General features: G+C 61.9%; 15 protein-coding genes. 7 read left to right on the top strand and 8 right to left on the bottom strand.

What is annotated here, in order from left to right; genetic code table 11:
* Window positions 1-203 precede the first annotated feature (203 nt).
* The 3 genes from ASE36_RS17000 (at window position 204) to ASE36_RS16990 (ending at window position 6,748) form a co-directional block, all read left to right on the top strand.
* Window positions 204-467 carry a glycine zipper domain-containing protein gene (locus tag ASE36_RS17000; RefSeq protein WP_062282826.1) on the top strand — a complete coding sequence of 88 codons (264 nt, stop codon included), beginning with the start codon at window positions 204-206 and terminating at the stop codon, window positions 465-467.
* A 149-nt stretch (window positions 468-616) separates the two neighbouring features.
* Complete coding sequence (locus ASE36_RS16995) at window positions 617-2,557, top strand: autotransporter assembly complex protein TamA (RefSeq protein WP_082511165.1); 1,941 nt, start codon at window positions 617-619, stop codon at window positions 2,555-2,557.
* Window positions 2,558-2,584: 27 nt separating this feature from the next.
* Window positions 2,585-6,748, top strand: coding sequence for a translocation/assembly module TamB domain-containing protein (locus ASE36_RS16990; RefSeq protein ID WP_062282403.1), 4,164 nt, complete (start codon window positions 2,585-2,587; stop codon window positions 6,746-6,748).
* Window positions 6,749-6,794: 46 nt separating this feature from the next.
* Here ASE36_RS16990 and ASE36_RS16985 read toward each other — a convergent pair whose 3' ends face one another.
* Complete coding sequence (locus tag ASE36_RS16985; protein WP_062282400.1) at window positions 6,795-7,220, bottom strand: Lrp/AsnC family transcriptional regulator; 426 nt, start codon at window positions 7,218-7,220, stop codon at window positions 6,795-6,797.
* Between the two features lie 121 nt (window positions 7,221-7,341).
* Here ASE36_RS16985 and rocF point away from each other — a divergent pair, with 121 nt between their 5' ends.
* From rocF to ASE36_RS16965, 4 genes are all read left to right on the top strand, one after another.
* Window positions 7,342-8,277: an arginase gene (gene rocF / locus ASE36_RS16980; protein ID WP_062282396.1), complete on the top strand. Its 936-nt coding sequence runs from the start codon at window positions 7,342-7,344 to the stop codon at window positions 8,275-8,277.
* Window positions 8,278-8,515: 238 nt separating this feature from the next.
* Entirely contained in the window at window positions 8,516-10,300 is a 1,785-nt protein-coding gene (locus ASE36_RS16975) for a methyl-accepting chemotaxis protein (protein WP_062282393.1), read from the top strand.
* The gene (locus ASE36_RS16970; protein ID WP_062282390.1) at window positions 10,300-10,776 is read left to right on the top strand and encodes a chemotaxis protein CheW; all 477 of its coding nucleotides are present in this window, start codon (window positions 10,300-10,302) and stop codon (window positions 10,774-10,776) included. Before ASE36_RS16975 ends, ASE36_RS16970 begins: the two co-directional genes overlap by 1 nt.
* Window positions 10,777-10,912: 136 nt before the next feature.
* On the top strand, window positions 10,913-11,758 hold the full coding sequence (locus ASE36_RS16965; RefSeq protein WP_062282387.1) for an asparaginase: 846 nt from the start codon (window positions 10,913-10,915) through the stop codon (window positions 11,756-11,758).
* A gap of 69 nt (window positions 11,759-11,827) precedes the next feature.
* Here the strand turns inward: ASE36_RS16965 and ASE36_RS16960 are convergent, their stop codons facing one another.
* The 7 genes from ASE36_RS16960 to ASE36_RS16930 form a co-directional block, all read right to left on the bottom strand.
* On the bottom strand, window positions 11,828-13,480 hold the full coding sequence (locus ASE36_RS16960; protein WP_062282384.1) for an OFA family MFS transporter: 1,653 nt from the start codon (window positions 13,478-13,480) through the stop codon (window positions 11,828-11,830).
* 62 nt (window positions 13,481-13,542) lie between these two features.
* A complete protein-coding gene (locus ASE36_RS16955; protein ID WP_062282381.1) occupies window positions 13,543-13,887 on the bottom strand; it encodes a formate dehydrogenase subunit delta in 345 nt (114 codons plus the stop codon).
* Entirely contained in the window at window positions 13,865-14,698 is an 834-nt protein-coding gene (gene fdhD, locus ASE36_RS16950; protein ID WP_062282377.1) for a formate dehydrogenase accessory sulfurtransferase FdhD, read from the bottom strand. The genes ASE36_RS16955 and fdhD overlap by 23 nt, the downstream gene beginning before the upstream one ends.
* Window positions 14,699-14,738: 40 nt before the next feature.
* Complete coding sequence (fdhF, locus tag ASE36_RS16945; protein WP_062282372.1) at window positions 14,739-17,621, bottom strand: formate dehydrogenase subunit alpha; 2,883 nt, start codon at window positions 17,619-17,621, stop codon at window positions 14,739-14,741.
* A 63-nt stretch (window positions 17,622-17,684) separates the two neighbouring features.
* Entirely contained in the window at window positions 17,685-17,900 is a 216-nt protein-coding gene (locus ASE36_RS16940; protein ID WP_062282368.1) for a DUF4287 domain-containing protein, read from the bottom strand.
* Window positions 17,897-19,453 (bottom strand): formate dehydrogenase beta subunit, encoded by a 1,557-nt coding sequence (locus ASE36_RS16935; protein WP_062282365.1) that lies wholly within the window; start codon window positions 19,451-19,453, stop codon window positions 17,897-17,899. Before ASE36_RS16935 ends, ASE36_RS16940 begins: the two co-directional genes overlap by 4 nt.
* On the bottom strand, window positions 19,450-19,929 hold the full coding sequence (locus tag ASE36_RS16930) for a formate dehydrogenase subunit gamma (RefSeq protein WP_062282362.1): 480 nt from the start codon (window positions 19,927-19,929) through the stop codon (window positions 19,450-19,452). Before ASE36_RS16930 ends, ASE36_RS16935 begins: the two co-directional genes overlap by 4 nt.
* Between the last annotated feature and the right edge of the window lie 54 nt (window positions 19,930-19,983).

Genomic DNA, 19,983 nt, shown 5'->3' with positions numbered 1-19,983 from the left:
ACCGCCTGTAAATGCTGGGTTCATCTTCGATCCATCATGCAAGGAAACCACCTGAGAAGGTGTGAGCCACGACCATGGACTTTCCGTTGGTCAAGGTTATGCTGATGTAAGCCTCAAGCCGCATGGGGACAGCTCGAGCGGCGGGGCATGCTGTCGAAAAACAAGACCGGCTCGACCGGACGCGTGAACGTGGAGAGATGAAGATGAAGAAAGCTCTAGTGCTGATGCTGGTCGGCCTTTCGGTCGCAGGCTGCACCCAGACGGAACGCGGTGCCGGGATCGGCGCTGCTTCCGGCGCGATCATTGGTGGCATTGCCACGGGCAACGTCCGCGGCGCAGCTGTGGGTGCCGCCATCGGTGGCATCGCGGGCGCCGTGATTGGCCGCGTCTCGGAACAGCCGGGCCAGTGCTATTATCGCGACCAGTATGGCAACCGCTACATCGACGCCTGCCCGCGCGGCTATTGATCCGCAAAGCAGATTCGTGATCGAAGGCGGGGAGGCAACACTCCCCGCCTTTTTCGTCTGTCGCTAAAAAAGGGGGTATCCCTTTCTGCGCATTTCCGCCTAAGTTGTCTTAAGGCAGGGGAGAGCCTGACAGATCGCGATGTAGCGAAATGCAAAGACCGAGTGGATCGAGATTGCCGAAGTTTAGTCATGCGTTCCGGCTCGGACTGGTTCTGACCGCTGCAAGCCCGCTTCTGCTGAGCGCCACCATGGCCACGCCAGCCGGCGCCTTCGAGCTGTTCGGCATCCATCTCTGGGGCGAGAAAGAACCCGATCGCGACATTATCGATCCGGTCGACTACACCCTCACATTCGACGCAGGCACCAGCGAGCGCAACCTGCGCAAATCGCTGGAGCGCACGTCGCGGCTGCTGGCCGAGGAAGACGATCCGGTATCCGGCGATCTCGGCCTCGTGATCAAAGCGCGCGATGATCGCGACCGTCTGATTGCCACGCTTTACGAACGCGCACTCTATGGCGGCGTCGTGCGCGTGACCATCGATGGCCGCGACATCGATGCACTGCCGCCCAATCCGACATTCGACCGATCGCGACCGGTTCCCGTCACGATTTCCGTCGAGCCCGGCGTGGAATTCGCTTTGGGCAAGATCACGCTCGAAGGGGATGCCACGGACCTCAATCCGGAAGACTTCGATCTGACGCCGGGAGAGCCGGCGGGCTCTCTGGTCATCCTGAAGGCCGCACAGAAGATGGCCGATGCGGTGAAGGCGGAAAGTCGGCCGCTGACGGAAATCACCCGACGGGATGTTGTCGCCGACCACGAGACGAACACGGTGGACGTGACCATCGCCATCAATGGAGGACCGGTTGCGCCGATCGGCGCCGTGACGGTCAAGGGCGCGCGAAAGGTGAATTCGGAGTTCATCGAGCGCTATTCTCGCCTCCGCCCGGGCCAGAAATATGATCCGGAACAGCTGCGCAAGGCCGCCGAACGCCTGCGGGCACTTGGGGTCTTCTCTTCAGTGACATTGAAGGAAGACGAAACACTGGCCGAAGACGGAAGCCTTCCGATCGGCATCACCGTCTCCGAAGGAAAGCATCGCTATTTTGGTTTCGGCGCCAGCTATTCCTCGCTCGATGGAGCAGGTTTCGAAGGCTATTGGGGCCACCGCAACCTCTTCGGCAATGCCGAATCTCTTAGGATCGAAGGCGCCGTTCGGGGTCTCGGCGAAAGCCGCGACGTGACCGACCTCACCTCGCTCGACTACACAGCCGGCATCACTTTCATCAAGCCGGGTGCCTTCTTCCCCTCGGCGACGCTCGAAGCAAGCATCAAGGGCAGCACCCTCGAAACCGACTATTATGATGCGGCAACCGTGACCGGCAAGGTCGCGCTCGCCTATGAACTGACGGACACCGACACGGTGAGCGCCGGCGTTTCGCTTGCCTATGACAGCATCGACGACGCGTTCGGCGACGGCAACGAGTATCTCACCTTCGGCGTTCCCCTCGGCTATACCCGGGATACGCGCGACAACAGGCTCAACCCGACCGAAGGCCATTACGGCACAGTGACGGTAACGCCGAGTTATGATTTCTTTGGCCAGACCGCCTTTGCCTCACTCGAAGGCTCGATCTCAGCCTATCTCGGTCTGGGCTCGGAAGACCGGGTAGTCCTGGCGGGCAAACTATCGGCGGGGTCACTGTTCGGCGGTGGAGATCTTTCCGCGATCCCGGCGACCCGCCGCTTCTTCGCTGGCGGGGGTGGTTCCGTCCGCGGCTATGCCTTTCAGGAGATCACGCCCTACAATGCAGACGGTGACGGCACCGGGGGCCGGTCCTACACCACGGCATCGATCGAGGCACGGATCGGCATCACCGAGACGATCGGGATCGTACCCTTCCTCGATGTCGGCTCCGTCTCCGACAGCACCGTTCTCGAATTCTCCGACTTGCGCATGGGTGCTGGCGTCGGTCTCCGCTACATGACCCCGTTCGGGCCTTTGCGCCTCGATGTCGCCATGCCATTGAAACGTTATGACGGCGGCAGTCGTTATGGCATCTATGCGGGCATCGGCCAGAGCTTCTGACCGACGCGAAGGGACGATAGAATACCGATGACCTGGCTGAAACGCATCCTGATCTGGACGATTAAGCTGCTCGGCGCCGTGACGGCAGCCTTGCTGACGCTCGTCATCCTGGCAGTGCTTTTGGCCGGCTTTTCGCGCACCGGCAGTGGCTATCTCTTCTCGACGATTGCCGAGCTTGCCTCCGCTGACAATCGACAGATCGAGATCACCGGAGCTTCGCCGCTCCTGAGCAGTCCGCTGACCATCGACAAGGTCACCGTCTCCGATTCCCGCGGCACCTATGCGACGATCGACGATCTGTCGCTCGACTGGACCCCTTCGGATCTCATCCGCAAACGATTTACCGCCGAGCTGATTTCCGCCAGGACCGTGGCCGTGACCCGGGCGCCGGAACCGACGGCGGAGGTGGCGCCGGCCAATGACGAGCCCTTCTCGTTGCCGGTCGAAATCGACGTGAAGAAGTTTGACCTGCCGTCGCTCCAGCTCGGACAGGCGCTTGTGCAGCGGGATCTGGCGCTGGACGCCCAGGGCGCAGTGCAGATCATCGGCGACACCATCGCAAGCCGGCTGACGGCGACCCGGCTCGATGATCCCGGCAACAGCGTGGTGGCAGCTCTCCTCTATGCGCCGAACGACAACCAGCTGCGCATCCGGCTGGACTACCAGGAACCGCGTGCGGGCATGCTGGGACGGATGTTGCAGTTACCGGGCGAGCCACCCCTTGCGCTGAATATAGACGGCGAAGGCCCTCTCAACGACTGGGCAGGAAAGATCACCGCCGAACTCTCCGGCGAGCAGACCGTTTCCGTTAACACCCGGCATCGGCTGGCGGAGGACGGCACGAGAACGATTACAGCTGAGGGCGGCGGCAACTTCGCGAGCCTCATGCCACCGGAGCTGCGCCAGATCTTTGCCGGCGAAACCGCAATCGATGCTGATGTCGATCTGGGGCCGTCCGGCACCGTCACGATCAGGACGGGCAAACTTACGACCGCTTCAGCAGCCCTGACCGCGTCCGGGCGCTACGATCCGCAAGGCGGTAACGACCTGACGATCGAGGCCCGTGCAACCGATGAGCCGGTCTTGTTGACGGCACCGGCCCGAGACATCCCGGGGGAACTGCGCTTGCGTCAGGCGACGCTGCGTCTGCAGGGCGAAGCAAGCGCCGCCGCCCTGGCAGCCAAGCTGGATCTCGCGAGCCTCACCCTGCCTCAGGGCCGCTTCGAGAATGTCGATCTCAATGCCACGAGCACGGCCTTCAACCTATCGACCCGCCAGGGACCCCTCATGGTCGATCTGGCTGTCCAGTCGGCTGACGTCACCGATCCCCGTATCGCACCTTATGTTCGCGCACCCCTTCATCTGACGGCCCCTCTGGTTGTCGAGGCCGATGCCATCTCCACGGAGGGACTGATACTCCATACGGAAGGACTGGATGGGGCGGTCAGTGGGCGTTATGGGCTCGCCGACCAGTCATTTACCGGCAACGTGCAGATGACGGCCGAGCCCGGTTTCCTACCACAGGCACTCGCGTCCAGGCTGGATGGTCCGGTGCAGGTGTCGACGCGCCTCGATTATGCAGCGCCGCAGGCGGTCAGCCTGCGCGATATCGACCTGCGAACCAATCTGGGCCAAGTACAGGGCAGTCTCTCGCTCGACCCACAAGGGGCGTTGGCGACCGCCCTGACCGGCCAGCTGAACAATCTTGGGGACTTCGTCGAGCGTCTGGAGGGGGCAGCAAGCTTCGACCTCTCCGCCTCCGGGCCGCTGGACGCCATCCAGGCGACGGTCAGCCTCGCGATCGATGAGGGCGTGGCGGCTGGTTACAAGGTGAGCGACCTTAAGCTGACGGCAGAAGGTCTTGCCAGCCCGACGGCACCTCAGGGCGACATCAGCCTGAGTGGCCAGATCGATGGCAAGCCGGTCAAGGCGAACGGCAATGTCGTCAGCGCCAATGGAGCGACCGAGGTGAAGGGGCTGGCTCTGGAGATCGGCCCCAACACGCTGAGCGGTGCGCTGACCCTGGATGCGGCATTCAGGCCAGCGGGCGAGATCGCCTTCGACTTTCCCGATATCAGCCTTCTGGCGGCGCTCGCGGGCCAGGAGGTAAGCGGAGATCTGAAGGGCAATGTGGCTCTGGCCTCGGAGGCGGGCAAGACCTCCGCGGTCGTCAAGGCTAGCGGCACGAAGATCACCCAGGATGGCGTAGAGATTATCGCGCCTGCCATCGACCTGAATGCGAGTGACGTCGCGGCTCTGGCTGCAGATGGGATTGTGACAGCTGATGCTGTCGTTTCCGGCACCAACCGCATCGAGGGCGTGGAGCTCAAGGTGGACCGGGCGGCGAATAAGACAGAGTTCGACCTTGATGCCCGTTACGACAACGCCCCCGTAAGCGTGAACGGACAGCTGTCCCAGACGCCTGCCGGGATGTCGGTAACGCTGAATGCGCTACAGGCCGCCCCTCGCGGCATTCCCCTCTCGCTCGCCCAACCGAGCACGATTCGCCTCGACAACGGCAAGGTTGTGGTGCCGCCGACAACCATTTCGGCGGGAAGCGGCCGTGTGACCGTGTCGGGCGATGTCGGAGAGCGGCTGAACCTTCGCGTGGACATCGCAGGATTGCCGGCTTCGCTTGCCAATGCTCTGGCCCCTCAGGTTGCGCCGGAAGGCACGATCTCAGGCCAGATCGATGTTGCAGGCACGACGGCGGCACCCGTCGCCGATTATCGGCTCGACTGGCAAGGGGCGGCGATCGCGCAGAGCCGGGCCGCCGGTCTGGCACCGCTCGGTCTGACCCTGAACGGCCGCTTCGAGAATGGGCGCCTGACGCTCGACAGCCGGATCAACGGCGGCGGCATCGGCCTCAACAGTACGGGCTCGGTCTCGATATCCAATGGCGTTGGCCTGGAACTGCGGATCCAGGGGGACGTCCCTCTTTCGGCCGCTAATGGCCGTCTGGCCGATCAGGGGCTGGTTGCCGAGGGCACGGCGCGGGTCGATCTCACCGTTGGTGGCAACTCCTCCGAACCCAGCATCACCGGGACCATATCAACGAGCGGCGCCCGTGTCGTCGATGTGCGGCGCAATCTGGCGATCGAACAGATCGCAACCACGATCAGTCTCACGGGCAGCCGCGCCGAGATTGGCAACCTCACCGGCAATTTCGCGACCGGCGGTCGCATCACGGCCAGTGGCTCCATCGATATCCGCTCCCCCGGTTTGCCCGCGGACCTCTCGATCAATCTCGATAAAGCCGTTTATGTCGACGGGAAAACCGTGACCAGCACCGCGGATGCGCGGCTGACGCTCAAGGGACCGCTCTTGGCCGGCCCGACGCTGGCAGGGACCATCGACCTCGACCGCACCTCGATTACGCTGTCTGAAAGCAAGCCCGCCAGCCTGCGCGAACTCAATATCGAACATCGCCATGCACCGCTCGAAGTGCTGCGCCAGCAGAGTACGCAGGAGCCGGCTGAAGGCAGGTCCGCAAGCGCGCCGATCGTGCTCGATCTCAGGATTTCCTCGCCGACACAGACCTTCGTCCGCGGTCGTGGCATCGACGCCGAACTGGGCGGCACGATCACACTCACGGGGACTGCGGCGGCGCCGAGCATTTCGGGTGGTTTCGAACTGCGTCGCGGGCGCATGCAGATCCTGACGAAGCGCCTGACGATAACCGACGCGAAAATCACCTTCGGCGGCGACCTCGTGCCGCTGATCGACCTCACCGCCACGACGACCTCGGGCGGCGCGACCATCACGATCAAGTTGACGGGCCTTGCCAGTAATCCCTCAGTCAGCTTCACGTCTTCACCTGCCCTGCCGCAGGACGAGATCCTCGCGCAGTTGATCTTCGGCCAGTCGATGGCCCGTTTGTCTGCTCTGCAGATCGCCCAGCTGGCAGATGCGGCAGCGCAACTGGCGGGCGGAACGGGCACGTCGCTCTTTCAGTCTCTGCGCACAACACTCGGGGTTGACGACCTCGACATATCGACCGATGAGACCGGCCAGACCAGCATCAGTGCCGGCAAATACTTGAACGATCGAACCTATCTGGAACTGCAGCAAAGCGGCAGCGGCGGCGCAAAGGCCGTCATTAACCTGGATATAGGCCGAGGCGTGAAACTGAAGGGCGAAGCGGGCGGCGAAGGTGCCGGCGGCGGTATCTTCTACGAAAAGGAATACTAGAGCGTTCCGGCGAAAGTCTCCTTTTCTCCGGAACTGATCTCGGGCTTCAACCGACCTTGCTCGTCTTCAGAAGAATGCTGGATTCGGTAATGTTGATGCCCTCGATCAGCCGAATGCGCCGCAGCGTTTCGTCGAAGCCTGAGAGATCACGCTCCTCAAGTTCAGCGATGAAATCCCAACGCCCATTGGTGCTGTGCAGGCTCTTCACCTGCGGCAAGCCGCGCAGTTGATGGGCGACGCGATCGGCGAATTTGCCGACAATCTCGATCATCACGATCGCGCGCACACCGGCTGACTGGATCTCCTGACCGGTGAGGATGGTGAATGCGGCGATCGTACCATTCGCCACCATCCTATCGATCCGGGCCGAAACCGTTGCGCGCGAAGCGCCCGTCATCGCCGCAAGCGATGCGACCGGCAGGCGCGCATTCTGCCGGAGAGCGCCGAGAATATTTCGATCGAGATCATCCATTTTGCAGATCGTCACATGATGGTTGCGATTTGCACAAACTATAGCGCTTTGTGGCGATGTTCCATCTTTTTGATAACAGCCGAATGCCCGATGATCCCTAAAAGCGAAAACGAGGACGACCATGAGCAATGAGAAGAAGACCGTCAGCCTGATCGGCGTTCCCCTTGAGGACGGCTCGGGCCGTGGCGGCTGCGCCATGGGTCCGGCGGCGCTGCGCATCGCCGGTATCGCCCAGGCATTGCTTGATCTCGGCTACCACGTCGAGGATCGCGGCGACCTGCGTCCTGCACCGGCAAGCGACCTGCCGCAGATGGAGCGTGCCCGCAAGCTCGACGTGGTCGGTGCCTTTACCCGCGCGATCGAGGCAGAAACCTACAAGGCCGCGTCGGAAGGTGCAGTCCCACTGCTTCTTGGAGGCGATCACAGCCTGTCCATGGGCAGCGTCTCCGGCATGGCGCGCCATGCGCAGGAGGTCGGCCGTCCGCTGTTCGTGCTCTGGCTCGACGCCCATTCGGATTTCAACGCGCCTGAGACGTCTCCATCAGGAAATATCCACGGCATGCCGGTCGCTTTCTTCTGCGGCAAGGCGGAATTCGCCCCGATCCTTGCTGCGGATCGGCCGCTGGTCGACCCTCGCAATGTCTACCAGGTCGGCATACGCTCGGTGGATGACGAGGAGCGCAAGCTGATCTCGGAAAATTCCGTCAATGTGTTCGACATGCGCGCAATCGACGAGGACGGCATGGGCAGCATCATCAAACGCATCCTCTCGGATGTCCGCGCAGCAGGGGCCCTTCTGCATGTGAGCCTCGATGTCGACTTTCTGGATCCGGAGGTGGCGCCAGGCGTCGGCACGACCGTGCCCGGCGGTGCCACCTTCCGTGAAGCACATCTGATCATGGAGTTGTTGCATGACAGCGGCCTCGTCTCGTCGCTCGATCTGGTGGAACTCAACCCGTTCCTCGACGATCGCGGCCGCAGTGCACGCGTGATGGTCGACCTCGCCGCCAGCTTGTTCGGCAAGCGCATTCTGGATCGCCCTACAAGGGCTGCATAATACGATGTCGGCGTCCAGTCGGATCACATGGGCAATTGCCCTTTAACCTAAACTTTCTCCCACATCTGGGGGAGTCCCGAAATTTTCTCTCGTGAAAACATAAGGATACGCCCCTTGAGAATGTTGAGGAAACGACGAATGTGCAGTGTTAATTTGACTTTTTCTTAATTTGGGACTGCTACATTTCGCCTATGGAGCGGCTGATTGTCAGCCTTGCGGAACAGGTGGAACTACCACGATGAACCTCTTGACACTCCCCGGAATGGAATCCAAGGCTGTCCTGGAGGCCTTGGGACGCTCGCAGGCCATCATCGAGTTTAACCTCGATGGCACAATCATCACTGCCAACGAAAACTTCTGCCAGGCACTCGGATACGAACTGGCGGAAATCAAAGGAAAGCATCATCGAATCTTCTGTGACGCCGCCTACACGGCGACTCAGGACTATCGCGACTTCTGGGCCATGCTCAACCGCGGCCAGTTCGAGAGCCGCGAATACAAGCGCCTGAAGAAGGACGGCAGCGATGTCTGGATCCAGGCGTCGTATAACCCGGTCTTCCGCAACGGCAAGCTCTGGAAGATCGTGAAGTTCGCCAGCGACATCACCGCTACCAAGCAGAAGTCGGCGGAAGATGCGGGAAAGCTGGACGCGATCTCGCGCGTGCAGGCCACGATCGAATTCACGCTCAAGGGCGACATCCTGACCGCCAACGAGAATTTCCTCGCCACCCTCGGCTACACACTGGACGAAATAGTCGGCAAGCATCATCAGATGTTCTGCGAACCGGATTACGTCCGCTCCGAGGCATACCGCGAATTCTGGAAAACGCTGGCGTCGGGTCAGTTTGTCTCGCAGGAATTTAAGCGGATCGGCAAGGGTGGCAAGATCGTCTGGATCCAGGCTTCATATAATCCGATCTTCGATGCGAATGGAAAGGTCTTCAAGGTCGTCAAATATGCAACAGATATCACAGGCCGCGTTCGTGCCGTGGACAAGATTGCTCACGGTTTGACGGCGCTTGCCAACGGTGATCTCACTGCCCAGATCCCCGAACCTTTCATTCCTTCGCTTGAGCAGATCCGCGTGGACTTCAACACCGCCATCGGCCGCCTTGGCGCGGCGATGCAGGAGGTGAATGGCAATACGGCTGGCATTGCATCCGGCTCGGAGCAGATCCGCGTCGCGTCCGACAATCTAGCCAAGCGCACAGAACAACAGGCAGCCGCCGTTGAAGAAACGGCTGCGGCCTTGGAACAGATTACCCAGACCGTTACCGATAGCTCGAAACGGGCAACGGAAGCGGGTGAACTGGTGGCCCGGACGAAAGACGGGGCCGAGCGGTCGGGCGAAGTTGTGAAGACCGCGATCCGCGCGATGGATGAAATCGAAAGCTCCTCGCGGGAAATCTCCAGCATCATCGGCGTCATTGACGAGATCGCCTTCCAGACCAATCTCCTGGCGCTGAACGCAGGCGTCGAGGCGGCACGAGCCGGGGAAGCCGGGAAGGGCTTTGCCGTCGTGGCACAGGAAGTGCGCGAACTGGCACAGCGCTCCGCCAGCGCCGCCAAGGAGATCAAGACCCTGATCGGCAAGTCCGGTGATCAGGTAAAGACCGGCGTCCAACTGGTTGGCGAGACCGGCAAGGCGCTGGAACAGATCGTCATAGAGGTCAAGGAGATCAACCGGAACGTTATCGCCATCGTCGAAGGGTCTCGAGAGCAGGCGACGGGCCTGAAGGAAATCAACAAGGCCGTCAACGCGATGGACCAGAACACCCAGCAGAATGCCGCAATGGTGGAGGAATCGACTGCGGCAAGCCATGGATTGGCCCAGCAGGCGGCTGCACTGCGCGAACTCGTGGGACAGTTTAGAATTGGGCAACACTCTTCGGCTAATATGTCTTCAGCGCGTACCGAGACTGCACATGTGACATCACCGGCACGCAAACTCATGGCGACTGTCGCTCGCGCCGCAGGTGGAGCAGCTGCCGTCAAGGTACAGGAAGGTTGGGAAGATTTCTAATGGCCACTATCAGTTCCACCAGCTTCGGCGGCGAAACACTCGAGATCATTGCTTTCCGGCTTCATGATCAGGAATTCTGCGTCAAGACCACGACCATCCGCGAAATCCGCGGCTGGGCGCCCTCGACACCGATCCCGCACGCCCCAGCCGACGTCATCGGCGTCATGAACCTGCGTGGCTCGGTCATCCCGATCATCGACCTGGCCTACAAGCTCGGCATGAAGAGCACGGTTGCCAACGAGCGTTCGGCCATCGTCGTTGCCGAAGTCCACAACATGGTCATCGGCATGCTCGTCGACCGCGTTTCGGACATCCTGACGATCCCGTCGAGCCAGGTTCAGCCCGTTCCGGAAGTCTCGGCTTCCTTCGACAAGACCTTCTCGGAAGGCATCATTGCCAACGAGAATGGCATGATCTGCTTCCTGAACCTTGCCAAGATGTTCAAGGGCAGCGATCTGGAAGACCTGGCCGCCTGATTGGCTGACATGACCGCTTTTTCCAAGGCAGCGCCCCGGCGCTGCCTTTTGCGTTTGAAGCGATCGGTCTGCGGATCATGTTGATCTCATCCGGCACTTGCCCTACCAGACGCCAAACAGAGCGGAGGCGTCATCCATGCAGCTTGTTTTGATCCATACCGGCGGGACTATTGGCATGGCGGAGACGCCAGACGGCCTCGCTCCCAAGCGTGGCCTTGTGGAGGCAGCTCTAGAAGCGAGGCTCGGGACGAAAACGACGCTCGTCGCCCACATCTTCGAACCGCTGCTGGACAGCGCCGATGTCGGACCAACCCATTGGAACGAGATGCTGGATGTAATCCGCAGCCATCCTGGTGCTTCCGTCATCATCACCCACGGCACGGATACAATGGCCTTTACCGGCGCAGCGCTCGCGCAGGCGTTGGCATGCGAGGAACGCCGCGTCATTCTCTGCGGCTCCATGCATCCGCTCGGGACCGGTGGAGATGCCGAAGAAAACCTGTCGCTGGCGATCGAGGCGGCAACCCGCACTGAACCGGGTGTGTTTCTCGCCTTTGCCGGTAAGCTGCTTGAAGCCGGCGGCCTGGTCAAACATCATAGCCACGAAGTCGACGCGTTCAGCGCGCAACCGCAATCCAGTCCCTTAGCACCGCTGCACCGGCGATTTGCCGAACGCAGGTTGGCAATCCTGACACTCTCCCCCGGCATGCCCTCAGCGATGATCGAAGCAGCGCTTTCGCAGCTGGACGGAGCCGTGTTGCGGGTCTTTGGGTCCGGCACGGCCATGGCCGATCCTTCGCTGCTGAAGGTTCTGGCCGATGCGGTCAGCGCTGGAAAGCGGCTGCGCGCCGTCAGCCAGTGCGAAGCCGGCGGCCTGGCGCCCGGTGCTTATGCCGCCGGCGCCGGATTGTGGAGCACGGGCATAGAAGACGGTGGCACCCAAACGCCGGAAGCCGCCCTCATTCATATCTGGCTGAACTGAGCACACCCCGGAAACGGCAAGAGGCGGCCCGCGTCCGGACCGCCTCTCTTTCGGATCTGTGGCTGAAACTCAACCGAAGATCGCCAGGCTGTTGCGCAGTGTGATCCACACGCCCCAGAGGAGCGGCAGGCCGACGACGGCGCAGGCGAGCGCCGCCTTGCCATCCAGCCCACCCTTGCCGATCCCGAAGGAACCGCTCGGTCCTGCACTGGCGGCCGCCGTCTTGGCCTGGAGAGCAGCAACCTCAGCATCAGACATGAACCACTTGTCGGACAGTGGCTTCACGAAGGCATTGGCGATCAAGCCAACCGCAAGCATGCCGGCGAGAATATACATGGTGCCGGTATAGAGTTCGGGCCCGGGGGCAACCCCCGCCGAAATCTGCGCTTCGCGAATGTAATTGACCACGACCGGTCCGACGATGCCGGCAGTTGCCCAGGCGGTCAGCAGTCTTCCATGGATCGCGCCGACGAACTGCGTTCCGAAGATGTCAGCCAGGTAGGCCGGGATGGTGGAAAAGCCGCCGCCATACATCGACAGGATGATGCCGAACGCGAGAACGAACATCGCCTTGGAGTCGAGTTCGGCGAGTGTGGGGGCCGCAGCATAAAGAATGATGCCGAGGATGAAGAAGCAGAAATAAGTGTTCTTGCGGCCGATCTTGTCGGACATGGAGGCCCAGAAGAAGCGGCCGCCGATGTTGAACAGCGACAGGAGGCCGGTGAAGCCAGCTGCGATCGCCGCAATCTGAGCCTTCTGCCCGGTATCCAGTTGCGAGAAGGTCAGATCCGGCAGCCCGATCAGGGAACCGGCGAAGATTTCCTGCAACATCGGTGATGCGACCCCGATCACGCCGATGCCGGCGGACACGTTGAGGCAGAGCACCGCCCAGATCAGCCAGAACTGCGGTGTCTTGTGCGCATCGCGCAGATGCACGTGCCGCGCGGTGATCATCGTGCTCTTGGATGCGGGGGCCGACCAGCCTTCCGGGCGCCAGCCGGCCGGCGGGATCCGATAACCGAAGGCGCCACCCATCATGAAGACGAAATAGATCAGCGCCATGACCACGAAGGTCTGCCAGACACCGACGGAGCTATCGGTCTTGAACACGGTCATCAACAGGTTGGCGAGCGGCGCGCCGATCATCGCACCACCGCCGAAGCCCATGATCGCCATGCCGGTTGCCATACCCCGTCGATCCGGGAACCACTTGATGAGGGTGGAGACCGGAGAGATATAGCCAAGACCGAGGCCGATCCCGCCGATAACGCCGGCGCCGAGCCACATCAGCCAAAGCTGGTGGGTCATCACGCCGACTGCGGCGACGAGAATGCCCCCGCACCAGCAGCAGGCCGAGACGAAGGCTGCCTTGCGCGGGCCGACCCGTTCGAGCCAGCCGCCCCAAATGGCGGCGGAGCAACCGAGGAAGACGAAGAAGAGCGTGTAGATCCAGCCGAGATCAGCGACGCGCCAATTGCAGGCGGTGGTGAACAGGGCGCTGAGGAGCGTCATCTCGGAACAGCTGGCATCGGGATTGGCAATCGCCTTGCTCAGCGGCAGCCAGAAGACGCTGAAGCCATAGGCCATGCCGATGCACAGATGGATGGCGAGGGCAGCCGGCGGGACAAGCCAGCGATTGAAGCCCGGTTTTGCAATAATTCGTTCTTTGTCCAGAATGCCGACATCTCTCAAGCTGTCAGCGCTAACTCCAGAAACCGCCATGTAGTACTCCTCCTCCTCCAAAAGCCTATTTGGACCTCCCCCAAGCCCCAAAATTCAAAAAGTTATGCTGTTGCCTCCGGAATGCTGGGTTCCGATAGCGACTCGCCGGCAACCACACCCCGACCACCCGGTGCGCCTGCTGCGGCATCCGAGCCCACGCCGATGGCGCGGGAATCCGGTTCTCCCGGCCGTTTGATGTCTTTCGCGGCCTCGATCACCAGCGGCAGAAAGCCGACATCCGGGGTTTCGAGCAGTTCGAAGAAGCGGCGACGCATGCGCGTCTCCCAGAACTTGTTGATATGGGTTGCCACCCCCTCGCGCCGCACCTCCTCGGGCTGCGATAGGAAGAAGGTCGCGATCTGGTTCGCCATGCGGACGAGTTTCTCATCGGTGTGACTGTGCGACATGGCGTTCGGCTCCTTCGATCAGGCGATCGGCACGGGTAAAGATCTCAAACTCGTCGCCCCTGGCAATCCCGACCAGCGTCAAACCCGCCTGTTCGGCGGTGCGGATGGCAAGGGCGGTGGGAACGGAAATGGCGGCCAGCACGGGGCAGCCGAGAATGGCCGCCTTCTGGACCATTTCCACGGAAAGCCGGCTGGTCACGACCACGACACCGGAGGCCGGGTTCCATCCGCCCCGGATCACGGCGCCGACAAGCTTGTCGAGTGCATTGTGGCGACCGACATCTTCGCGCAGAGCCATAAGGCCCTGGCCGGGGATATAGAAGCCGGCGCCATGCACGGCGCGCGTCTCGCGGTTGAGAACCTGACGGTCCCCGAGCAGGCGCATCGCCTCAACGATGTGGTCGCTTTCAATGCGGAAACCGGTATCCGCGAGGACCGGCACAGGCCGCGTCGCCTGCTCGATCGACTCGATGCCGCAGAGCCCGCAGCCTACGGGACCCGCCATGCGCCGTCGGCGCGAAACCAGCGCGTCCGCCGTCTGATCCTCCAGCGTGATCTGCAGGTCGATCCCGGCATCCGCCTCGACAGGCTCAACGGACAGCACCTCGTGAGCGCTGTTGATGATCCCTTCGGCCAGCGAGAAGCCCAAAGCGAAATCCTCGAGATCGGCAGGCGTCGCCATCATCACGGCGTGGGTGGAGCCACCGTAGGAGAAAGCAATAGGAACTTCCTCCGGCACCATCCGGCTTCCGGTGCTTTGCTGTCCGCTGCGGACCTTAAGGCTCGTCAATGAGCGCGACGAGGGCATCATGTCGATGCCCCTTGCCGAACGGACGCGATCAGCATCGCGTTCACTCCGCCGCTTCCAGCTTACCGACGATCCGCCGCGACTGGCGTGACAGTTCTTCGTAGCCTTCCTGCCATTCGGTCGGGCCGTTGGATGGCGAGATCTGCACGGCGGTCACCTTGTATTCCGGGCAGTTCGTTGCCCAGTCCGAATAGTCGGTGGTGATCACATTGGCCTGCGTGTTCGGGTGGTGGAAGGTCGTATAGACCACGCCCGGCGCCACGCGGTCGGTTATCAACGCCCTAAGCGTCGTGTCGCCGGCACGGCTGGCAAGCTTGATCCAGTCGCCATCTTTCACACCGCGCTGTTCGGCATCGTGCGGATGGATCTCCAGCCGGTCCTCCTCGTGCCAGACGACATTCTCGGTGCGCCGCGTCTGCGCTCCCACATTGTATTGGCTGAGGATGCGGCCGGTCGTGAGCAGCAGCGGGAAACGCGGGCCGGTGCGTTCGTCGGTCGCCACATATTCCGTGCGGATGAACTTGCCCTTGCCGCGCACGAAGCCGTCGATATGCATGATCGGGGAACCGACGGGGAACTTCTCGTTGCAGGGCCACTGCACCGAGCCCATCTTCTCCAGATAGTCGTAAGAGACGCCGGCAAAGCTTGGGGTCGTCGCGGCGATCTCATCCATGATCTGCGATGGATGGGTGTAGTTCCAGGCAAGGCCCATGGCCTGGGCAAGCTTCTGGGTGACTTCCCAGTCAGCATAGCCGTTCTTCGGGCTCATCACCTTGCGCACGCGATTGATGCGGCGCTCGGCATTGGTGAACGTGCCGTCCTTTTCGAGGAAGGTCGAGCCCGGCAGGAAGACATGGGCGTAGTTCGCCGTCTCGTTGAGGAAGAGGTCGTGCACGACGACGCATTCCATGGCGGCTAGACCGGCGGAGACATGCTTGGTATCCGGGTCGGACTGCAGGATGTCCTCACCCTGGATATAGATGCCCTTGAAGGAACCATCGACGGCAGCATCGAGCATGTTCGGGATGCGCAGGCCCGGCTCGTTGCTGAGCTCGACGCCCCAAAGCTTTTGAAACGTCTCGCGGGTGGCATCGTCGGACACATGGCGATAGCCCGGCAGCTCATGCGGGAAGGAACCCATGTCGCAGGAGCCCTGGACATTGTTCTGACCGCGCAGCGGGTTTACGCCGACGCCGGGACGACCGATATTGCCGGTGACCATGGCGAGGTTGGCGATCGCCATAACCGTGGTCGAGCCCTGGCTGTGTTCGGTGACGCCGAGGCCGTAGTAGATCGCGCCATTGCCGCCGGTGGCGAAGAGCCGCGCGGCACCGCGCAGTTCTGCTGCAGGCACACCCGTGTACTTCTCGGTCTCCTCCGGCGAGTGCTCCGGCTCTGAGACGAAAGCGGCCCAATCCTCGAACTCCGACCAGTCGCAGCGCTCGCGGATGAAGCGCTCATCGAACAGGCCTTCGGTGACGATGACATGGGCGATGGCCGTCAAGACGGCGACATTGGTGCCGGGCTTCAGCGGCAGGTGGTAAGCCGCTTCCACATGCGGCGTGCGCACGAGATCGATGCGGCGCGGATCAATCACGATCAGCTTCGCCCCCTGACGCAGCCGCTTCTTCAGCCGCGAGCCGAAGACCGGGTGGCCATCTGTCGGATTGGCACCGATGACAAGGACGACGTCGGAATGTTCGACAGAATCGAAGTTCTGCGTACCGGCAGACGTGCCGAAAGCCTGGCCGAGACCGTAGCCGGTCGGCGAGTGGCAAACGCGGGCGCAGGTATCGACATTGTTGTTGCCGAAGCCGGCGCGGATCAGCTTCTGGACCAGATAGGTTTCTTCATTGGTGCAGCGCGACGAGGTAATGCCGCCGATGGCCTCACGGCCATACTGATACTGGATGCGCTTGAACTCGGAGGCAACGTGGGCATAAGCCTCCTCCCAGGTCACTTCGCGCCAGGGGTCGGTGATCTTCTCGCGGACCATCGGATTGAGAATGCGGTCCTTGTGGCTGGCATAACCATAGGCAAAGCGGCCCTTGACGCAGGAATGGCCGCGATTTGCCTGGCCGTCCTTCCACGGCACCATGCGCACCAGCTCTTCGCCGCGCATTTCGGCCTTGAACGAACAGCCGACGCCGCAATAGGCGCAAGTGGTAACGGCCGAATGCTCCGGCTGGCCAATGGCAATGACAGACTTTTCCGTCAGCGTTGCCGTCGGGCAGGCCTGGACGCAGGCGCCGCAGGAGACGCATTCCGACGAGAGGAAGGCTTCGTGCGCGCCGGGTGACACGCGGCTGTCGAAGCCGCGGCCCTCGATGGTCAGCGCAAACGTGCCCTGCACTTCTTCACATGCCCGCACGCATCGCGAACAGACGATGCATTTCGAGGGATCATAGGTGAAGTAGGGGTTGCTCTCGTCCTTCGGCATCCACTGGGCGTTGATCCCGCCCTCGGTGGAACGTGCCTTAACGTGGTTTTCGCCCTCATAGCCGTAGCGCACATCACGCAGACCCACGGCTCCGGCCATGTCCTGCAGCTCGCAATCGCCATTAGCCGCACAGGTCAGACAGTCGAGCGGATGGTCGGAGATATAAAGCTCCATCACGCCCTTGCGGATAGCCTTCAGCCGCTCCGTCTGGGTGTGAACGACGATGCCTGGTGCAACCGGCGTTGTGCAGGAGGCCGGGGTGCCGTTGCGGCCCTCGACCTCGATCAGACAGAGACGGCAGGAACCGAAGGCATCGACCATGTCGGTGGCACAGAGTTTCGGCACCTGAATGCCGGCCTCCATCGAGGCGCGCATGATCGATGTACCCTCGGGCACGGTGATCTCGCGGCCGTCGATGGTGAGCGTCACCAGTTTTTCCGAGCGCGAAGCGGGCGTGCCGTAGTCGATTTCAGGAACGAGGGGCATCGAAACCTCCGGGTCAGTCTTTTTGCTGCGGAACAGGCCGCGCGGAACAAGTTCGTGTCTGCGTCAGGATTTCGTCTCGGCGAGCGTCGCCGCGACAATGGCATTGGCATGACCATGGCCGAGACCGTGCTCGGTCTTCAGCAAGGTGACGATCTGCATATGCGTTTTGCCTTGCTGCTGCCGGACGATGTCCTGCCAATGCTGGATCGGCTTTCCATAGGTCTTCTCGATCGGCGGGAAGTAGGAGGCCGGGCCCTTGACCTTATGTGTGTCGCTCATTCCGCTGCCTCCCGAACCGGAGTGGGAGCAAAGTCCTCCGGGAAATGCGTCATGGCGCTCATGACCGGATAGGGCGTGAAACCACCCAGCGCACAGAGCGAGCCGAATTTCATGGTGTTGCAGAGATCCTCCAGCAGCACCTTGTTCTTTTCCGGCTCGATCCCTTGCGCGATCTTGTCGACCGTCTCGACGCCTCGGGTTGAACCGATGCGGCAGGGCGTGCACTTGCCACAGCTTTCGACCGCGCAGAACTCCATGGCAAATCGCGCCTGCTGCAGCATATCGACGCTGTCGTCGAAGACGACAATACCGGCATGGCCAATCAGGCCCCCGGCGGCAGTGAAGGCCTCGTAGTCGAAGATCGTGTCAAACAGTGAGGGCGGGAAATAGGCTCCCAGCGGTCCGCCGACCTGCACGGCCTTCACCGGACGCCCCGAAATCGTGCCGCCGCCGATCTCGTTGATCAGCTGGCCGAGCGGCAGGCCGAAGGCGGTCTCGTAAAGGCCGCCATGCTTGAGGTTTCCGGCAAGCTGGATCGGGATCGTGCCATGCGAACGGCCGACACCGAAATCGCGGTAGAACTGCGCGCCGCGATCCATGATGACGGGTATGGAGGCGAGCGACATGACGTTGTTGACGACGGTCGGCTTACCGAACAGACCCTGCAGAGCCGGGAGCGGCGGCTTGGCGCGCACGATGCCGCGTTTTCCTTCGAGGCTGTTCAACAGCGAGGTTTCCTCGCCGCAGACATAGGCGCCGGCGCCCATGCGCACTTCCATGTCGAAGGCGTAAGGGGAACCCATCACAGACGAACCGAGGATGCCTTCGCGCCGGGCGATTTCGATCGCCTCTTCCATCATGGCAATCGCATGCGGATATTCGGAGCGCGTATAGACATAACCCTTGGTGGCTCCAACAGCGATGCCGGCGATCGCCATGCCTTCGATCAAGACGAAGGGATCGCCCTCCATGATCATCCGGTCGGCAAAGGTGCCGCTGTCACCCTCGTCCGCATTGCAGACAATGTATTTCTGGTCGGCTTTTGCATCCGCCACTGTCTTCCACTTGATGCCGGTCGGGAAGCCGGCGCCGCCGCGACCGCGCAAGCCGCTGTCGGTCACCTGTTTGACGATCTCGGCCGGTGACATAGCGATGGCGTTCGCAAGCCCCTTGAGGCCCTGATAGTGGCGGTAGTCATCGAGCGAGAGCGGGTCGGTCACGCCGCAGCGGGCGAAGGTAAGCCGCGTCTGGCCCCTGAGGAAAGGGATGTCCTTCGTGAGACCATGGCCGAGCGGATGATCGCCACCATGAAGAAAACCGGCGTCGAAGAGCGACGGCACATCCGAAGCCTTGACCGGACCATAGGCAACGCGGCCATGCTCGGTGCGCACTTCGACCAGCACTTCGAGCCACAGCATTCCGCGCGAACCGTTGCGGACGACAGTGACGTCAAGTCCACGGACCTTGGCCACATGCTCGATCGCCGCTGCCACCTTGTCGGCACCGACGGCAAGCGCTGCCGCATCGCGGGGAACGAAGATGCTGATGCTCATCGACGCACCTCCGCCAGAATGTCGGTGAGACAGTGCTCGTCGAGACGCGCATGAAGATCACCGTCCAGCATGGCGGCTGGCGCCTGGGCGCAGAGGCCAAGACAGAAGACGGGTTCAAGTGTGACGGCTCCATCCGCTGTCGTCTCGTGCCAGTCGATTCCGAGCTTGGCCTTGATCTTGTCTGCCAGAGGCTCGCAGCCCATCGACTGGCAAGCCTCGGCACGACAGAGCTTGAGAACATGTCGCCCGGAAGGATGCGCCTTGAAGTCGTGGTAGAAGCTGATGACACCATGCACCTCGGCGCGCGACAGGTTCAGCGCGTTCGCAATGATCTGCTTGGCGATCTCAGGGATGTAACCGAATTCCTCCTGCACGCGGTGCAGGATCGGCAGCATTGGTCCCTCCAGATGCTGCAACTCGGCGATCACAGTCGATATGCGTGCGGAGACGTCGTCCGCAGCCACACGAATATTCATCGAAATCCTCCTCACCCACCGAGCTCTGGCGGGGTCGTTCATTGGAAGATGATG

This window comes from Rhizobium sp. Root274, assembly GCF_001429245.1.
Lineage (GTDB): Bacteria > Pseudomonadota > Alphaproteobacteria > Rhizobiales > Rhizobiaceae > Allorhizobium.
The sequence above is the reverse complement of the archived record's forward strand: the minus strand, read 5'-3'. Positions and strand labels throughout refer to the sequence as shown.